At 41.4% G+C, this 17,233-nt stretch carries 18 protein-coding genes; all 18 read left to right on the top strand.

Annotation, left to right across the window (positions count from 1 at the left end):
• Positions 1-160 precede the first annotated feature (160 nt).
• Positions 161-1,099 carry an NAD-dependent epimerase/dehydratase family protein gene (locus tag LJ740_RS12820; RefSeq protein WP_229529487.1) on the top strand — a complete coding sequence of 313 codons (939 nt, stop codon included), beginning with the start codon at positions 161-163 and terminating at the stop codon, positions 1,097-1,099.
• A gap of 59 nt (positions 1,100-1,158) precedes the next feature.
• Positions 1,159-1,722, top strand: coding sequence for an SIS domain-containing protein (locus tag LJ740_RS12815; protein ID WP_229529486.1), 564 nt, complete (start codon positions 1,159-1,161; stop codon positions 1,720-1,722).
• Positions 1,715-2,707 carry a GDP-mannose 4,6-dehydratase gene (locus LJ740_RS12810; RefSeq protein WP_229529485.1) on the top strand — a complete coding sequence of 331 codons (993 nt, stop codon included), beginning with the start codon at positions 1,715-1,717 and terminating at the stop codon, positions 2,705-2,707. Before LJ740_RS12815 ends, LJ740_RS12810 begins: the two co-directional genes overlap by 8 nt.
• A gap of 4 nt (positions 2,708-2,711) precedes the next feature.
• A complete protein-coding gene (locus LJ740_RS12805) occupies positions 2,712-3,860 on the top strand; it encodes a DegT/DnrJ/EryC1/StrS family aminotransferase (protein ID WP_229529484.1) in 1,149 nt (382 codons plus the stop codon).
• A complete protein-coding gene (locus LJ740_RS12800; protein ID WP_229529483.1) occupies positions 3,860-4,957 on the top strand; it encodes a DegT/DnrJ/EryC1/StrS family aminotransferase in 1,098 nt (365 codons plus the stop codon). The genes LJ740_RS12805 and LJ740_RS12800 overlap by 1 nt, the downstream gene beginning before the upstream one ends.
• A 9-nt stretch (positions 4,958-4,966) precedes the next feature.
• The gene (locus LJ740_RS12795) at positions 4,967-5,626 is read left to right on the top strand and encodes a class I SAM-dependent methyltransferase (protein WP_229529482.1); all 660 of its coding nucleotides are present in this window, start codon (positions 4,967-4,969) and stop codon (positions 5,624-5,626) included.
• A 13-nt stretch (positions 5,627-5,639) separates the two neighbouring features.
• Positions 5,640-6,695, top strand: coding sequence for a thiamine pyrophosphate-dependent dehydrogenase E1 component subunit alpha (locus LJ740_RS12790; protein ID WP_229529481.1), 1,056 nt, complete (start codon positions 5,640-5,642; stop codon positions 6,693-6,695).
• Positions 6,688-7,752 carry an alpha-ketoacid dehydrogenase subunit beta gene (locus tag LJ740_RS12785; protein ID WP_229529480.1) on the top strand — a complete coding sequence of 355 codons (1,065 nt, stop codon included), beginning with the start codon at positions 6,688-6,690 and terminating at the stop codon, positions 7,750-7,752. The genes LJ740_RS12790 and LJ740_RS12785 overlap by 8 nt, the downstream gene beginning before the upstream one ends.
• Before the next feature lie 2 nt (positions 7,753-7,754).
• On the top strand, positions 7,755-8,639 hold the full coding sequence (locus LJ740_RS12780; RefSeq protein ID WP_229529479.1) for a 2OG-Fe(II) oxygenase family protein: 885 nt from the start codon (positions 7,755-7,757) through the stop codon (positions 8,637-8,639).
• Between the two features lie 38 nt (positions 8,640-8,677).
• Entirely contained in the window at positions 8,678-9,034 is a 357-nt protein-coding gene (locus LJ740_RS12775) for a hypothetical protein (RefSeq protein WP_229529478.1), read from the top strand.
• Positions 9,031-10,194, top strand: coding sequence for a glycosyltransferase family protein (locus LJ740_RS12770; protein WP_229529477.1), 1,164 nt, complete (start codon positions 9,031-9,033; stop codon positions 10,192-10,194). The genes LJ740_RS12775 and LJ740_RS12770 overlap by 4 nt, the downstream gene beginning before the upstream one ends.
• Positions 10,191-10,979, top strand: coding sequence for a phytanoyl-CoA dioxygenase family protein (locus LJ740_RS12765; RefSeq protein ID WP_229529476.1), 789 nt, complete (start codon positions 10,191-10,193; stop codon positions 10,977-10,979). Before LJ740_RS12770 ends, LJ740_RS12765 begins: the two co-directional genes overlap by 4 nt.
• Positions 10,980-10,995: 16 nt before the next feature.
• On the top strand, positions 10,996-11,862 hold the full coding sequence (locus LJ740_RS12760) for a sugar nucleotide-binding protein (protein WP_229529475.1): 867 nt from the start codon (positions 10,996-10,998) through the stop codon (positions 11,860-11,862).
• Positions 11,863-11,923: 61 nt separating this feature from the next.
• The gene (locus tag LJ740_RS12755) at positions 11,924-13,375 is read left to right on the top strand and encodes a PfkB family carbohydrate kinase (protein ID WP_229529474.1); all 1,452 of its coding nucleotides are present in this window, start codon (positions 11,924-11,926) and stop codon (positions 13,373-13,375) included.
• Entirely contained in the window at positions 13,372-14,088 is a 717-nt protein-coding gene (locus tag LJ740_RS12750; RefSeq protein ID WP_229529473.1) for a nucleotidyltransferase family protein, read from the top strand. The genes LJ740_RS12755 and LJ740_RS12750 overlap by 4 nt, the downstream gene beginning before the upstream one ends.
• A 15-nt stretch (positions 14,089-14,103) precedes the next feature.
• Complete coding sequence (locus LJ740_RS12745; RefSeq protein WP_229529472.1) at positions 14,104-15,237, top strand: glycosyltransferase family protein; 1,134 nt, start codon at positions 14,104-14,106, stop codon at positions 15,235-15,237.
• Positions 15,227-15,598, top strand: a complete 372-nt coding sequence (locus tag LJ740_RS12740; protein ID WP_229529471.1) for a hypothetical protein — start codon at positions 15,227-15,229, stop codon at positions 15,596-15,598. Before LJ740_RS12745 ends, LJ740_RS12740 begins: the two co-directional genes overlap by 11 nt.
• Positions 15,599-15,664: 66 nt before the next feature.
• A complete protein-coding gene (locus LJ740_RS12735) occupies positions 15,665-17,161 on the top strand; it encodes a hypothetical protein (RefSeq protein WP_229529470.1) in 1,497 nt (498 codons plus the stop codon).
• Positions 17,162-17,233 lie beyond the last annotated feature (72 nt).

Here is a 17,233-nt window from a genome sequence, read left to right as displayed (position 1 = left end):
AACTAGATGTTTTAACAGTGTAAATACGATACGTGATTAAACTGAACAAGGTTTATTAGAGCAAGTGACCATTACTTTGAGGCGTGTGATACGTGCTTAACTTGACTTTCTGGATTGATAATTTTAGTAAACCGGCATTCGGTATTAGAGAAAATAAAAAATGAAGATACTGGTTACAGGAGCTTGTGGTTATAAAGGGACGGTATTAGTACCGAAACTGTTAGCGAAGGGGTACGATGTACTAGCAATAGACACTCAATGGTTTGGTAATTTTTTGTCCGAACATCCAAAGCTGCAGGTTTTGAAACAGGATGTCAGGGAAACAGCAAAAATTGATTTAACTGGTATTGATGCCATTATACACCTTGCGTCAATTGCCAATGACCCTTGTGGAGATCTCAACCCTAAACTTACATGGGAAGTCAGCGCTTTAGCCACAATGCAATTGGCTGATAAGGCAAAACGAGAGGGTGTCAAACATTTTATTTATGCGTCGTCCGGCAGTGTTTATGGTGTGAAAAATGAACATCAGGTGACTGAAGACTTGTCTCTTGAGCCTATTTCTGAGTACAACAAGACCAAGATGGTTTCTGAGCGAGTACTGTTGAGCTACAGTGACGAAATGACTGTTCAGATTGTACGTCCTGCCACAGTGTGTGGATTGTCAAAGAGAATGCGCTTTGATGTGTCGGTTAATATGCTTACTATGCAGGCCTTGGAGAATAAACGGATTACTGTTTTTGGTGGTGACCAAACCCGTCCCAATATTCATATTGATGACATTACCGACTTATATTTATTTTTGCTGGATAATCCGAAACTCACAGGGGTGTTTAACGCAGGATTTGAAAACATCTCTATCATGGATATTGCTAATCGAGTGATTGAAAAGGTCGCTGCTGAGCTAGTAGTTACACCCTCCAATGATCCGCGTTCCTACCGTATCAATTCAGATAAACTTCTGGCTGCCGGATTTAAGCCTTTAAAAACCGTAGATGACGCCATTGATGAAATTATCGAGGCGTATAACCAAGGATCGCTTAAGAATGAACCTCACTTTCACAACTTAAAGTGGATGCAGGCCAGAAGCTTGGCGTAGGTAGTTGTCTGGCTAGAACAACTAAGGAAACAGAATGGCTCCTATGAGAAAATTGTAGAATGAAAAACCTGATAGCAAATTATCTTGAAACGCTGCGTAAAGCTACTGGTGAAATGGACTGGTCACCGGTTGAGGTTTTGGCTAAGGCTCTATATGAAGCAGTGCAGCAAGGTCGTTGTGTCTACTTGTGTGGCAATGGTGGTAGTGCCGGTAATGCAGTGCATTTAGCTAATGATTTTTTGTATGGTATTGCCCCAGATGGCCGAGCAATGAAAGTTGAAGCGTTGACTGCTAATACGTCGGTATTGACTTGTCTTGGGAATGATATTGGTTATGACAATATTTTTGCACATCAACTACAGGTTAAAGCTGAAGCTGGCGATATACTCATTGTTTTATCTGGCAGTGGCAATTCAACAAACATCATTCGAGCCTTGGAAGCGGCCAAACAGAAAAATATGCAAAGCTTTGCAATTTTAGGCTTCGGTGGGGGTAAGGCCAAAGCTTTGGCAGATGTTGCTATTCACTTTGCGGTTGATGATATGCAGATAGCAGAAGATACCCAGTTAATAGTTGGGCATATGCTGATGCAACACCTGAATCAGGAATTAAAACGTGTCTGAGACTATTTTCGTTTTAGGTTCGAATTCTTTTGCAGGAAGTCAATTTATAGCATCAGCCCTTAATGCAGAATATTCCGTTGTTGGGGTTAATCGTTCAGCTGAGCCGTCGGATATTTTTCTGCCTTATCGAGATCTCCCGGGAAATCCAGATTATGAGTTTAACAAGCTGGATATCAATCGTGATTTTGAGGCGATTTGCGACCTGCTGAACCAAAAAAAGCCTGAATTCATAGTGGATTTTGCTGGTCAAGGAATGGTCGCAGAGAGTTGGCAGGACCCATTACAATGGTATCAGACAAATTTTATCTCTAAGGTGAAATTACATGAGTTTTTGCGCAAACAAACCTGGCTACAGCGCTATGTCAGAATTTCTACGCCCGAAGTGTATGGCTCATCTGAAAGCCTGATTGGGGAGAACAATCACTATCTGCCCAGCACGCCTTACGCCGTATCTCATGCGGCAATTGATATGAGTTTAAGAACTTACTTCAATCAGTATGACTTTCCGATAATCTTTACTCGCTATTCCAATTTTTATGGGCCAGGGCAGCAGCTCTACCGCATAATTCCCCGTACTATTATTTACGCAATGACGGGACAAAAGTTACAACTCCATGGCGGTGGAAAGGCCATCAGAGCCTTCATTTACGGTGCTGATGTCAGCAGCGCTGTATTGGCCACCTTGCGTAAGGGCGTTGTTGGGGCAAGCTATCACTTTTCATCTAGTGAATTTGTTTCAATAAAAGCATTAGTTGAGATGATTTGCGATAAAATGCACATCCAGTTCGACGATTTTGTGGAGATGGCTCCTGACAGGCCTGGCAAGGATTTACGTTATTTGATGGATGACAGTAAAGCAAAACAGCAACTGGCATGGCAGCCTAATACAACTTTGTCTTCAGGTATTGATGCCACTATCGAATGGGTAAGTAAAAACCTGGAAGAGATTAAACAGTTACCCCTAAATTACATTCATAAGGATTAAAGCAGTGCGTAATTTTTACCCAGAGCAGTATCGAGTCACTGGCCAATATCCCATCAATCACAATTATCTTCCACAGCAATTTGCCGATTATGAAGAGATCTGGAGTCGTGTAAAAAAAGTTATTCAGGATGGCGATTTTACACTGGGCGCTGCCGTAGACAAATTTGAAAGAGATTTCGCCAGTTATAACGATGGTTTATATGGGATCGGTGTGGGTTCTGGCACTGACGCTTTGTTTTTGTCGCTCAAGGTGTTGGGAATCGGTGAAGGTGATGAAGTCATTACGACACCATTTACTTTTTACGCAACGGTAGGAGCCATTGTTACCGCAGGGGCAAAGCCAGTCTTCGTGGATGCGGGTGATGATTTTAATATCAATGCAGATTTGATTGAAGCCGCTATAACCCCAAATACCAAAGCCATCATGCCAGTGCACTGGGCGGGATTGCCCTGTGATATGGAGCGTATCAATGGGATAGCAAATAAACATGATATCAAAGTTGTTGCAGATGCCTGTCACGGTATTGGAGCTACGCTCAATGGTAAAGGCATGGCGCAATTTTCTGAGCTGACTTGCTTTAGTATGCACCCACTGAAAAACCTTAATGTATGGGGAGATGGCGGGATTATCGTAACCAATAACAAAGAATTAGCTACAAGACTCGCCTTGATTCGCAATCACGGTCTGGTGGGCAGGGATACTTGCGAAGTGTTTGCTTATAATTCTCGTCTTGATACTGTTCAGGCAGTGGTTGCGCAATACCTGCTGGATAATAAGATCCGCAATATCACCGAAAAACGGCAACAGCATGCTGATTGGTTGGATCAAGAATTAGCTGGAATGCCTCAAATCCAATTTGCTCAGCGCAATCCTAATAAGCGCTCGGTTTACCATTTGTATATGGGGCTGTTTGAATGTAGAGATGAGCTTATCGCACATCTTCAGGGACAAGGCATTGATGCAAAAATCCACTACCCGACACCGATGCATTTGCAACCAGCTGCCAATTTCCTTGGGCATAAAAAAGGCGATTTCCCCATGGCAGAAAAGTTCGGTGCCAATTGCATGTCTTTGCCTGTACATGAGTTTATTACTCAAGAGCAATTGCAATTTATGGTGAGTTCCATCAAAGCCTTTTACGGAGAGCAATAATGCAGGTGCCATTTGTCAATTTGGGCGCGCAGTTTCAGGCGGTCGAATCGGAGCTAGTGGCAGAGTTTGTGCGCTTAGGACGAAGCGGTCAGTTTATTTTAGGGGAAGAGGTAGAGAAGTTTGAGCAGCAGCTAGCTGAATACTGTGACACCCAATATGCTGTCACTGTTGCCAACGGTACCGATGCGCTGATTCTTGTGATGAAAGCATTAAATATCGGGCCAGGCGATGAAGTGATTACTGTGCCTAATTCATTTATAGCCAGTGCCGGAGCCATTTCTGTGGTTGGGGCCAAACCGGTATTTGTTGATGTTGGTGATGACTATAATCTTGACCCTTCCAAACTTGAAGCGGTGATTACTCCATCTACCAAAGCCATTGTACCTGTTCATCTCACAGGTAATCCGGCAGATATTGATGCAATTGCAAGCGTTATCGGTGACCGGGATATTGTGATTATAGAGGATGCGGCTCAGGCTATTGGGGCTACCTATCGAGGCAAGAAAGTGGGTTCATTAGGACTTGCGGGTTGCTTTAGTTTGCACCCACTGAAAAATCTCAGTTTGCTGGGGGATGCCGGGTTTATCAGTACGGATGATAAAAGTTTATACCGTGATTTGAGGCAACTGCGCAACCATGGTCTGGAGAATCGCGACCATTCAATACAATGGTCAGTCAATAGCCGTCTGGACACAATCCAGGCAGCATTTGGCAATGTAAAACTTGCCTATTTACCCGAGTGGACGGACCGTTTTCGGAGTATCGCGGCGCGATATACAGATAAGTTGGAAGGGCTGGTAAGTTGTCCTAAGGTGCGAACCGAGGATGCTGCGGTATTTCACAACTACGTGATCCGTGTACCAGAGCGTGATGCATTGATGGCGTTTCTTAAAGAGCATGGCGTGGATACCAAAATCCATTACCCAATCCCGTTGCACCTTATGGAGGCAGCACGTTCATTAGGCTATAAACAAGGTGACTTCCCTGTGACCGAAAAGCAGGCCAAAGAAATTATGAGTCTGCCCATTTATCCTGAGCTAACTGACACACAAGTGGATTATGTATGTCAAAAAATAGCGGCATTTTTCCAAAAATAGGAGGATAAGATGGGACAGGAAATTGATTTAATGCGCCATTATCCTCGCTCAAAGCGCAATGTCGAGCAACGAGGTCAGGAGAAAAGCGAGGCAGACAGAGCTTTGGCGCGTCAGTTTGGTAAAGCCTTTTTCGATGGGGAGCGCTCTCATGGTTACGGTGGGTTTCATTATCATTCCAGGTTTTGGGAGCAGGTTGTGCCTGATTTCCAAAAGCACTTTGGTATCAAAGCCGGCGATATTTTGTTAGACATAGGCTGTGCGAAAGGCTTTATGTTATACGACCTGGACAGAATGATTCCAGGATTAAAGATACACGGCATTGATGTTTCTGAATATGCTATCGAAAACTGTAAACCTGAAATTGCCCATGCATTGCAGGTGGGCAGTGCGGTTTCGCTGCCATTCGATGATAAGTCCATTGATTTCACATTTTCCATTACCACTTTGCACAACCTTGATCTGCCTCAACTCACAATGGCTTTGCATGAGATAGAAAGAGTCACTCGAAAAGGCAGCTTTATCACCGTGGATGCTTATCGCAATGAAGAGGAAAAACAGCGAATGGAGGCCTGGAATCTGACCGCAAAAACAATGATGCACGTTGATGAATGGAAAACCTACTTTCAAGAGGTTGGCTATACAGGCGATTATTACTGGTTTATCCCATGAGAGACGCTATCTGATGAAAAATTCAAGCCCCGAAACACAAGAAAGTGCAGTGACATTCGAAAATATGAATGGTGCATATAAGTTGAGCGTCCTTAAAAGTATGTTGCGTATTCGCATGGTAGAAGAGGAAATCGCCAAGAGATATCCACAGGGCAAAATGCGCTGCCCCACGCACCTGTCCGTTGGTCAGGAGTGCGTTCCCGCAGTTATTGGTACCCTTTTATCGGAATCCGATCTCGCAGTTTCTACACATCGGGCTCATGCGCATTACCTGGCAAAAGGTGGTGACTTAAAGGCAATGCTGGCTGAGATCTATGGTAAACAAAGCGGCTGCTGCAAAGGCCGTGGAGGCTCGATGCATTTAATTGATGAAAAGGTCGGATTTAAAGGCAGCACTGCCATTGTAGGTAATACTATTCCTATTGGTGTTGGCCTGGCTCTTTCACAGAAGTTGCGCGGCAAAAATGATATCACAGTGGTGTTTTTAGGTGATGGTGCTATCGAAGAGGGGGTTTTTTACGAGGCTGCAAACTTTGCGGTTGTCAAAAAATTACCGGTACTCTTTGTTTGTGAAAACAATTTGTATTCTGTTTATTCGCCACTGAAGGTTCGGCAGCCGCAAGGTCGTAAAATTTGTGACATCGCCAGCACGATTGGCCTGCACAGCCAGGAGGGGGACGGCAATATTGTGGCAGAAACTCATCGCGTCCTCACTACGGCGATTGATGTTTGTCGTCAGGGGCAATCAGCCACGTTTGTGGAGTTGCACACTTATCGCTGGCGAGAACATTGTGGGCCTCATTATGATAATGATATTGGCTACCGCAGCGAGGCAGAGTTTTTGGCGTGGAAAGAAAGAGATCCCATAGAGCTGTACAAGACACAGCTCTACAAAGCAAAAATTCTCGATGCAGAAAAATTGCAGGTGATGATCCGGCAATTAGAAACTGAGATACAGGACGCGTTCCAATTCGCCGAAACTAGTCCCTATCCTCCATCTGAACAAGCCTATTCGCCAGTATTTGCTCAAGGCGTTAACATAAACATTGCAGAGGTGGCTAATGGGTGAACGCAGCTTAACTTTCGCCCAAGCAATCAATGAAGCCATGCACTTGGCAATGGAAAAAGATCCCGAAGTACTTTGCTATGGCCTCGGGGTTGACGATCCCAAGCGCATCTTTGGTACCACTAAGGGGTTACAGGAGGCGTTTGGGGAAGAGCGAGTATTTGATATGCCCACATCTGAAAATGGCATGTTGGGTATTGGCATTGGGGCCGCATTAAATGATATGAAACCTGTCATGGTGCATCAAAGGTTGGACTTTTTCTTATTGGCCATGGATCAGCTAGTAAACGCTGCTGCGAAATGGTTTTACATGTTTGGTGGACAGCGCTCGGTGCCAATCACCATAAGATTAATGTTAGGTAGGGGATGGGGACAGGGACCTACACATTCCCAGAACTTACAGGCCTGGTTTGCGCATATTCCGGGCTTAAAAGTGGTGATGCCTGCTACAGCTGCTGACGCGAAAGGTTTGTTGTTGGCGAGTATTTTTGATCCTAATCCGGTGGTGTTTTTAGAACATCGCTGGTTGCACCATCAAGAGGGCAACGTACCGGCTGGCTGGCAAGATGATGTCCTCGGAAAAGCCAAAGTTTTAAGAACAGGCACAGATATTACACTAGTAGCCATTTCATACCAGGTGGTAGAAGCGTTGCGTGCTGCGGAGGTTTTGCAGTCTGTAGGGATTTCTGCGGAAGTTATCGACTTGAGAACTGTGCAGCCTATCGATTGGGCAACAATTGAAGCTTCGATTGCTAAAACTGGCCGCGTTCTGGCACTTGATACTGGTGCATTAACCTGTTCCGTTTCCGCAGAAATTGTTGCCCGCAGTGCAGAAAAGCAATTTTCACTGCTCAAAACCGCACCGGCCCGTATTGCCATGCCGGATTTTCCCGAACCCACCAGTTATGGTCTGACCAAAAGCTTTCATCCCGACGCCAGAAACATAGTCACCCAAGCCTGCAAAATGTGCTGCGTTACCGAAATTGAGAAAGCATTAAATAGTTTAACAGTGCCCGAACATCATGATGTGCCTGGTGAATGGTTTAAGGGGCCTTTTTAGTTATGTATGATTTCGATATTCATAGTCGAAGAGAAGCAAACAACTACCTTGCTGAGCATGGGTTTGTCGTGCTGGGTGGTTTGCAATATTCAGTGATTGAGGTGTTGCGTGAGAAATTCGAATCTATTTTGACGGAAGAGTTTAAGACCTCCGTAACCTTAGAAGAATATCATTTACATGTCCGTAATAATGAGGCGCATAAAGCTCTGCAATTTCGACTTTTCGAAATCCTTGGCCGATCAGCTGTGCATATACACCTGGTAAAAGACAATCGAGAAATTTTTGAAGCTGTTTATGGGCTGGATGTTGATATACAGGTGCATCCATACTTGCGTATAGCGAGACCAGGGCATGTTGGTGATAACATAGGCTTGCACAGAGACACATTCTACGGCAACTGCGCTTATGAAATGTCGAATTCAGTAAATTTAACTCAAGTTACTGAAAAAGGGGCATTGAATGTCGTTGCCAAAAGTCATTTGATGGGCGACGTTAACGTAAAACAAACCTATTCGAAGGAAGTATCGAAAGGCTCAAATGAAAATAAAATGGGATTTCTTTATGCACCCAAAGTTATCCAGAAATCTGAACAGTTCGAATTAACCCCCATTACGTTAAGCCGAGATCAGGTATTAATTTTTAGCCTGGGCTTATTACATGGCCAGGAAATTAATAACGATTGTATAACTCGCTGGTCAATTGATTTTAGGTTGAAGCCAACGTTTTCGCCTGTGTCGAGGTTTTTAAAACCGGGCTATTACAAACCATTATTTAGGTCAGGGTTGGCAGAGGCTGCCAATCAGTACTATCAGGTTCACTCCGATGAACTCTCTGAATTGACAAATGCTGAATTAAATATGCGTGAAGATGAAAACTCCAGAACTTAAATAGTAACGAGTTTTAATTTATTGGAGGCACCAAAGCTATGATTGATTTGATTAAACGCTTTATTTTATTCGTCGTTCCATTTCGTGTTTACGTTGCTTTTTATCTTCGTTTCCGTCGCTGGGAAAAAGTATATTTATATGGGGCAGGGGCGATGGGAGTGGAAATTATCGAGTTTTTACAGGCACATGAATGTGATGATTTTATATGGATAGATATTCGGGCGAATCATCAGCCTTATCAGTATTGGCAGCGACAAGTTTTTCCCACTACAGAACTTAAAAATGTAGCAAAAAATGATGTTGTAGTGATTTGTTCAGAAGCAATGATTACTGAAATGTTGAATGAGTGCTTGCGCCAGGGAGTAAGAAAAGAGCAAGTGGTAGTTGCTATATGAGCATTAAGAATAAAAAGGTGTTAATCGCGTTTTACGATAGTTTTCATACTTGCCCGCGTCCAAAGCGATTGTTTACTTACTTATCTAAACATAATGAGGTGGATATTTTATCAAAAGATTTTCATCCATTTCCTGAAATAAATCACTTCTTTGTGTTAAAACGCAGCGTGTCCAAATTAATGCAGTATTTCCTAAGGATTCTGGTCAGGTTTCATTTAGTTGGGATAGCGGCACGCATTGAGGAAAAAAGGATTTTTAGCAATCTCCCCCCAGGTTGCTTGCGGGAATACGACTATATTTTTGTGCACGATATTAGTTTGTTATGCCTGTTTAAGCATTGTCCTCAGCCTATTGTCTATGATGCAAGAGAGTTTTATCCGTTAATGTTCGCCGAAGATGCGTCTTTTAGAGCCTATGATGCGCCTATATATGATTATTGGTGCCGCACCTTGGTTCCCAAGTTTCCCTGTAAAATAACGGTTTCTGAACTCGTTGTTAAAAAATATCAAGAGGTATATGGTGCTCAATTCTACAACTTTCCGAGTTTTCCATTGCGCTCATTTCTCGAAAAAGCTGGTGAAACAGGAATAAAAACTTCTGATGGCTGCTCGAAATTACGGCTTATTTATCATGGCGCAGCTCATAAAGACCGGAATATCGAAAAACTCATTGAGTTAGGAACATATTTATCTCCGGGTATTGAGCTTCATTTAATGTTAAAGCCCTATGATAGGGGGTATTTTAAAGCTTTAAAATCGTTAGTTGAGAAAACCTCATCTGTAACTCTATTGCCGCCAGTGGCGTTTGAAGACATTATCCCGTTCATTGCTGACTATGATATAGGTATACATTTATTGGAAAACCAGGAAAACCAGCATGCTATTTCTTTACCCAACAAGTTTTTTGAATATTTGGGGGCAGGTTTGATGCTGGTCACAGCGGGCTCAAAAGAAATGTACAATTATGTGCAGAAGTTTAATTTGGGTGTTGCGTTTGACACTGAGGTTGATTTGAAAATATTGGCTGAAACGATTAATAAATTAGATCGGGTACAAGTGACGAAATTTCGAGAACATAATAAAAAGTGTGCTGAACAATTTGTGTTTGAGCGCGCTGCACCGGCGTTGTTTGAATATATTGATTCGCTGAGAAAGCCATGAAAACTTTTGATTTTGATGTTTGTTCCAGCTTTTTGCGAGAGATTGAATTTGGACCTGGCTACAAGATTGCCTCAGTTAATCGACGGGACTTGATGACCATCCAGGAGTTGGTGAAAGAACAATTTCTAGCCGTTATTGCGGAGGTGTCCCCTGAGCATTGGCATCATTTTAAGAATCAATGCTTATCTTCATATCATATCCTGGCGGAGAAGCTTGAATTAGCCCATGAACAAATATGGTGCAAGCAGCGCCGCATTTTTGATGAGAAGTTACTAAGCAAATTCAAGGGTACGAACTTCTATAGCGATCTCAGGAATATTTTTGGTGAGTTTTTGATATCAGATGAAGAAAATTTATCATATGAAAACGTATATTGGCGCTTGGTGAGACCCGGTAAGCCAGATGTTGGCCCTGTTCATGCTGACGAATGGTTTTGGAAACTTGGGCATGGCAAGATGCCTGCCAATTGCTTTCGCCTAAAACTTTGGTTAGCGCTGTTTACAGAACCTGGTCTTAATGGCTTGAGGGTAGTACCTAATTCGCATAAAAAAAATGACTGGCGTTATCATGCAGTTTTTAAAGATGGAATCTATAAGCCTGTTATTGACCATGAGTTAGAATCATTAGACTTGTATAATTTACCGCTTAATTCAGGAGAATATATTATTTTTCATGATCGTTTATTGCACGGGGGGATACCGGGAACAGGAAGAATTACCCGCTTTAGCGTGGAGTTCACTTTAATCATACCCGAAGACAAGCTTAAGCACACTAATCTAAGATAAGGAAGGTTATTTTTCAATGACAATAACCCCTGAAATCCGTATTTTAGTCATTGGTAGCGAATCAAAACTAGCTCGCGCTTTTGTAACTCACTGTATTTCTCATTTGAATTGCGCAATTCATCAGACAAGCAGACATAATCACAGATACCACTTTCTTGACTTGGAAGAAGTTGAAAATATGTCTGAATTTATATTACAGCAAGAATATGATTTTTGTTTGGTGTTTGCTGCGATGACTAATATTGCAGCCTGTCATACTGATCCCGTTCGTGCTCAATTAATAAATTGTCACGCAGTGCAATTTTTAATGGGGCGATTGAGAGTAAGGCATTGGGTTTTATTCTCTACGAATCAGGTTTTTTCAGGTGATGAGCCTTACGTCAACAAAGATGCCATTTTTTCCCCTTTTTCAGAATACGGAAAAAGTAAAGTACTGATGGAGTTAGTAGCAAAAGAACATTCTCATTCAGTGGCAATAGTGCGCTTGACAAAGGTCATTGACGGTCAATATCCCCTTTTTCGGAAGTTCATTACAAGTTTATTGAATGGAGAAAAAGTTGCGGTGTACAAGGATATGGTTTTTGCTCCGGTATATATCGAGCGAGTCTGCCAATTTCTTGTAGCGCTTGTTGCTAATTTTAAACCTGGGGTTTATCAGTTGTCAGCATCTAATGACATCAGTTACTATTCTGCCCTCAGGTTTATAGGAAAATTGCTACAGTTGCCAGAAGAAAACGTTATTGCGCAACTCGCCTTACAACAATGTCCTAAAAATACGACGCTGAAGGTCGATAAACAGGAAAATAGGCTGGGTTTTACCTCCGAATCCGCAGAGCAAGCTTTGAAGGAAGCCTTTGTCCTTAATTGGCATTTAACACATTAAATTATTGTTAGATGACAGTGTTTACTCAAATATTTTTATAACAAAACTATTGGACTTTTCGTTGCTGGAAACTAATAAAAAATCACCAAAAGTTGTCTTTATCTCTGGTATTTTTAATGTTTTACATCCCGGACATATCAGACTTTTTAAAATGGCTTCAGAGCTAGGGCAAAAAGTGGTTGTAGGGGTGTTCAAAAAGTCACAAGCAGGTTCTCATATTTTAGGCGATGATGACCGAATAATGGCGCTTAAATCAATTAGTTTGGTCGATGAAGTCACATTGGTTGATGATTTAGTTCAGACATTAGAAAAAATTAAGCCTGACATCGTTGTAAAGGGACATGAGTTTAAACACCGCTATAATATTGAGCAGGACATTGTATCCAAGTGGCAGGGTAAACTAATCTTTAATTCCGGGGAAAGCCTCTCAGGTGCCGTTAACTATATTCCAAATGGTAAACAGTATTATTCACCTGTTTTTACGGATGCATTTCGTAAGTTTGCAGGAAGGCATAAAGTAGCCTGTTCGAATCTGATTCAACTTATTGGTGAGACTAAATCCCTAAGAGTCGCGGTGGTTGGGGATATTATCGTTGATGAGTATGTTGAATGTGACCCGGTGGGATTGTCACGTGAAGACCCGACTATTGTTGTAAAACCTACCAATACAAAACAGTTTGTTGGCGGCGCTGCTATTGTTGCTTTGCATGCTAAGTCTTTTGGCTGTCATGTCGACTTTTTTTCTATTTGTGGTGAAGACGAACAAGGAGCGTGGGTTAAAGAACAGGTTAAACAGCATGGAATTGGAGAATACTTGATAGTAGATAATTCAAGGCCAACCACTTCCAAGCGTCGTTATCGATCTCAAAATAAAACTTTGTTGCGCGTAAATAATTTCAGAGGCCATTCTCTTGAACCGCAATTGTTTACGCAATTTGTGGAGCTGTTTGAGTCCCAAATTGCTAACTATGATGTAGTAATCTTTTCTGATTTCAGCTATGGCTTGTTAAATGGGGATATGGTAGCCAACCTCATGGATATTGCTCGCAAACAAAACGTGTTTGTGGCTGCTGATAGTCAAACATCTTCACAACGCGGGGATTTGAGTAAGTTCACTTCATTGGACTTAGTAACCCCCACTGAGCTTGAAGCCAGATTGGCCGTTGGTATCATGGATAATGACGTTGGATTGGCCGAGATTATTGAAAATGTATCCCAACGGTTAAATGTGAAAAACGTACTAATAACACTTGGAGCTGAAGGGACATTAATTCTAGATGCTACAGAGCCAAAACATCATTTGGATTCTTTACCGGCATTAAATAAAAACCCGCTAGATGTTGCGGGGGCCGGGGATCTGACCTTGGTGTGTTCTGCATTATTGCTAAAAGCAGGTGCCACTTTATGGCAGGCCTCCTTTGTGGCAATGGTCGCTTCAGCTATTCATGTGAGTTGTTTGGGGAATACGCCTAATGATGTTGAACGATTAATGCAATCATTGGAATCTCTATGAAAGCAATTCTGGTTGCTGGTGGTTATGGAACTCGACTACAGCCATTGACACATCATATTCCAAAGTGCTTGGTGAAAGTTGGTGGTGTACCTATTCTTGATATTTGGTTGGCACAGTTATTTACGAATGGTTTTTCAGAAGTACTTATCAATACGCATTACCTCGCAGAATTAGTCGAAAGTCATATTCGAAAGTCAAAGTGGATAGATAGAGTAACGGTTGTTCATGAACCTGAATTATTGGGGACGGCAGGAACCTTAAAAGCAAATTATTCGTTTTGGCGAGGAGAAGATATTCTTTTTGCTCACGCGGATAATTTGTGCCTGACTGACTGGCGCGCTTTCAAAGCAACTTTCCTGAACCGAGCAGCACACGTTAAAGCGACTTTAATGCTATTCCATACAAGCACTCCGTCAAGTTGCGGAATGGTCGAAATTAATAGAGAGATGGAGTTACTCAACTATGTTGAAAAACCCGAAGCTCCTTGGGAAGGATCCTTGGCGAATGCGGCAGTAATGTTTTTGAGCGAACCTTGCTTGCAGGAAGTATTGCATCTGCCGGAGTATGAAAACGATGTTTGTCGTGACTATTTGCCTACATTATTAGGAAGAGCCAATTGTTTTGTTAATGAACAAACTTTAATAGATATTGGTACTCCAAAGTCGTTAGCATTGGCAAATGAAGTGGTTTCGAATGACTTTATTTTCAAGTGATAGCAGGGTGATACGATGATTAATAAGCTGGATAAAGTTAAAAAAATACTGCATTGCCCTCATCCAATTGGAGGAAATCCCCAAGGGATTAGTTCAGCTGAAAAATCCTTGGGCTATATAAGTCATACTATGAGCGCTTCAAGAAACCGTTTTGGCTATCCTTGTGATATTATTCTGCTCAAAAAAAGTCGCTGGTCAGAACTTATACTACCCATTAAAAAGCTCTATTGGGCAATGCTTATTCCCTTTCGATATGACGAAGTACATTATTCATTTGGCGCAAGTCTTGCTCCATCAAGGGTTCCAATAAATGATGGGGATACAGGAGTCCATAAGTGGAAAAAGAAATTGTGGAATGTGATTACAGCACCATTTGAATTCTGGGATGTGAAATGGGCAAAGGTTTGGGGGTGTAAAGTTACTGTAACTTATCAAGGGAGTGACGCTAGACAAGGTGATTATTGTCGAACTCATTTCAAGCATACGTTTGCGCACCATGTTGGAGCGGATTATTTCTCTAGACATAAAGATCAATTAAAAAAAAAGTGGATCCGCAAATTTTTTGAACTGGCAGATCAGGTTTATACTGTGAACCCAGATCTTTGTTGGGTATTACCATCTGGTACTAAATTTATTGGCTATGCCAGTGTTAATCCTGTTGATTTTCCGATGATTGGTCAGGGAAATGGAACGATAAAAGTCCTTCATGCACCTTCTCATCGAGGCATCAAGGGTACTGAAGCGATATTATCAGCTTTGGAAGAAATTAAATCGGAAGGGGTAGAGTTTGAATTGCTTTTAGTTGAAAACCTTCCACATCAAGTTGCTAAAGATGTTTACAAACAGGCAGATATAATAATCGAGCAAATTTATGCTGGTTGGTATGGGGCTCTAGCACTGGAATTAATGGCTATGGGTAAGGTTGCCGCGGCCTATATTCGAGAGGAAGATCTAGTACACATCCCTGAAAAAATGAGGGAAGACTTACCCATTATAAATATAAACCCAGAGACCCTTAAAAAAGATATCAAAAACTTGATAACAATGGATCTAAAGAAACGTCAAGAGTTAGCTGTAGCGAGCAGAAAATATGCAGAAAAGTGGCATGATCCTATTGAAATAGCAAGGACAATTCACTGTGACAATTGATTTTTTTACTCTTCTCAAGGCCAGAATGATACGCTTTATAGATGGAGATGCGGAACAGTTAGTCTTTTTATGTCGAAAACTTAATCTAACAAAAGTGTGCCTGTATGGAGCTGGGGAGTTGGGGCAAGAAGTTTTTCATTTGTTGCGCGACAATAATATTGGAGTGTTAGCTTGGTTTGATAAGAATGCAAATGATTACAATTATAAAATTCATGGACTGCAAATTTGTATGCCGGATCAAGTTAAACAATACCAACATTTGCCAGTTGTAATAGCTTCTGCTGTTTGGGCTGACTCCATTAAAAATACATTATTGGAGAATTATGGAATTGAAAGAGACAAAATTATTCATGTTTGTTGATTCTGAAATAACGCGGATGTTCAGATGTATTACCGTTTCAGCTAATGCATAATTAACGAGAAAACTATGTTCTTATGCTTGGCATTGTTGTTAGCCATTGTTCAAAGATTGTTGCTTTTACGACTTTATCGTTCTTGGTTTAAAAGAGGATTCGTCGGAGATTCTTCGGTTCACATATCGATTTTTGAGGCGGTGAAAAAACAATTTTATGCGAAAAAAGTTGCACGTTACCTGATACCGGGTCCAATGCATTATCCATTGGGTTTTCACCGCTTCTTCTTATTTCTAAAGCCTTCTTTCGTGCGAAAGATACCTTACTTTCCAAATCTTATATTGTTTTTAATTGCGGTGACTTGGATGTTTTTCACACAGGAGGTGTTACAATTTTCAATTGACCCAAGTAACAATCCATCAAGTAATAGCGCAGCTTGGGTAGCCTTGACGTTGTTTCTTATTAGTCCAATAAATACAATTTTCACTGGACCTAATATTGCCTATTTAAAGTTTAGCGAACGTTATTTTGGGTTGCTACTATGCAGTGCAAGTTATTTATTTCAATTTTTATATGTCAGCAACATCGGCGAAGATAAGACAGGAGGTTTACAATCTCTTAACTTATGGTGGTCTTTCTCCGTGCTATTTGGTGCCATGGCATTTAGTAGTTCAATATTCGCCCGTCAAGTGGTAGTGATTTTTGACATTGTATTGTTCTGTCTTTTGCAAGAGATGTTTTTTGTTTATCACCTTGCGATTAGCATTTTTCTTCCGGTTTTGTGGGAGGGGAAGTATCACTTAAGGTCCGTTTATTTACAGGTGGAATACCTAAAAAGGTACTGGCAAAAAGTTCGTCACTCTAAAACACATAAGATGTCACTGGTTCAGTTTAGTAAAAGTAAAATTTTAAAGCTCAATGGTGAGCCATTGCGCACTGTACTTCTGAATTTTCATTACTTTTTCTCATTAGGTCTAATACTGGTTTATGATGTAGATATCATTTGGGTTGTTTTTTTTACGGTGCCATTTCTTTGTTACTTTTTCATATCTTTTCCGCAACTGTCTTTTATTGGTGAATCATATCGTTATATAGAATATCCCACTTACTTATTATCATTTTATGTCATTGTTGATTGGTTGCTTCAGCAACCTGATTGGGGCTTTTTCTGGGGCTATTTTCTCACTTCATTTATAATATTTCTAATTTTCACTCGTATGAAGAAAGTCGTAGGGTTTACCACTATAGATGAAATGATTGTAGCCTGTAAGATAGATGAAAAGTCAGTTGTTTTTCCTGTTACCATGAGATTGGGGGCGGATTTGAATGCGCGGACGGGGTGCAAAACATTTTGGTGGCAACCTGGAGGCCTGGCCGATGAATCCTTGTGGGACAAATACATTTATCAATATCCGTACCTCAATCGAGATTTAACGAGAAATGTTTCGGCATATGGCTTGACACATATTGTTTGTGACAAAAAAGCGCTAAGTTCACATGCAGATTATTACGACTTCTCAGAGTTTGAGTTGGTGTACGAAGACTTTTACTTTGTGGTTTACAGAGCGTAACTAATTTTGAAACCAGCGTGCCCTCATTGTAATGCAATATATGAGCATTAAATTCAAAATTAGGAATAATAG

Origin of the sequence: Planctobacterium marinum (assembly GCF_020687805.1) — a bacterium.
Taxonomy (GTDB): domain Bacteria; phylum Pseudomonadota; class Gammaproteobacteria; order Enterobacterales; family Alteromonadaceae; genus Planctobacterium; species Planctobacterium marinum.
Note: the sequence above shows the minus strand (reverse complement) of the source record. Positions and strands in the feature narration are given on the sequence as shown.

What these genes read in the sequence shown, in the direction of transcription:
- LJ740_RS12820 (WP_229529487.1), top strand. Translation starts at nt 161, where the DNA reads ATGAAGATACTGGTTACAGGAGCTTGTGGTTATAAAGGGACGGTATTA.
- LJ740_RS12815 (WP_229529486.1), top strand. Translation starts at nt 1,159, where the DNA reads ATGAAAAACCTGATAGCAAATTATCTTGAAACGCTGCGTAAAGCTACT.
- LJ740_RS12800 (WP_229529483.1), top strand. Translation starts at nt 3,860, where the DNA reads ATGCAGGTGCCATTTGTCAATTTGGGCGCGCAGTTTCAGGCGGTCGAA.
- LJ740_RS12795 (WP_229529482.1), top strand. Translation starts at nt 4,967, where the DNA reads ATGGGACAGGAAATTGATTTAATGCGCCATTATCCTCGCTCAAAGCGC.
- LJ740_RS12790 (WP_229529481.1), top strand. Translation starts at nt 5,640, where the DNA reads ATGAAAAATTCAAGCCCCGAAACACAAGAAAGTGCAGTGACATTCGAA.
- LJ740_RS12785 (WP_229529480.1), top strand. Translation starts at nt 6,688, where the DNA reads ATGGGTGAACGCAGCTTAACTTTCGCCCAAGCAATCAATGAAGCCATG.
- LJ740_RS12780 (WP_229529479.1), top strand. Translation starts at nt 7,755, where the DNA reads ATGTATGATTTCGATATTCATAGTCGAAGAGAAGCAAACAACTACCTT.
- LJ740_RS12775 (WP_229529478.1), top strand. Translation starts at nt 8,678, where the DNA reads ATGATTGATTTGATTAAACGCTTTATTTTATTCGTCGTTCCATTTCGT.
- LJ740_RS12770 (WP_229529477.1), top strand. Translation starts at nt 9,031, where the DNA reads ATGAGCATTAAGAATAAAAAGGTGTTAATCGCGTTTTACGATAGTTTT.
- LJ740_RS12765 (WP_229529476.1), top strand. Translation starts at nt 10,191, where the DNA reads ATGAAAACTTTTGATTTTGATGTTTGTTCCAGCTTTTTGCGAGAGATT.
- LJ740_RS12760 (WP_229529475.1), top strand. Translation starts at nt 10,996, where the DNA reads ATGACAATAACCCCTGAAATCCGTATTTTAGTCATTGGTAGCGAATCA.
- LJ740_RS12750 (WP_229529473.1), top strand. Translation starts at nt 13,372, where the DNA reads ATGAAAGCAATTCTGGTTGCTGGTGGTTATGGAACTCGACTACAGCCA.
- LJ740_RS12745 (WP_229529472.1), top strand. Translation starts at nt 14,104, where the DNA reads ATGATTAATAAGCTGGATAAAGTTAAAAAAATACTGCATTGCCCTCAT.
- LJ740_RS12735 (WP_229529470.1), top strand. Translation starts at nt 15,665, where the DNA reads ATGTTCTTATGCTTGGCATTGTTGTTAGCCATTGTTCAAAGATTGTTG.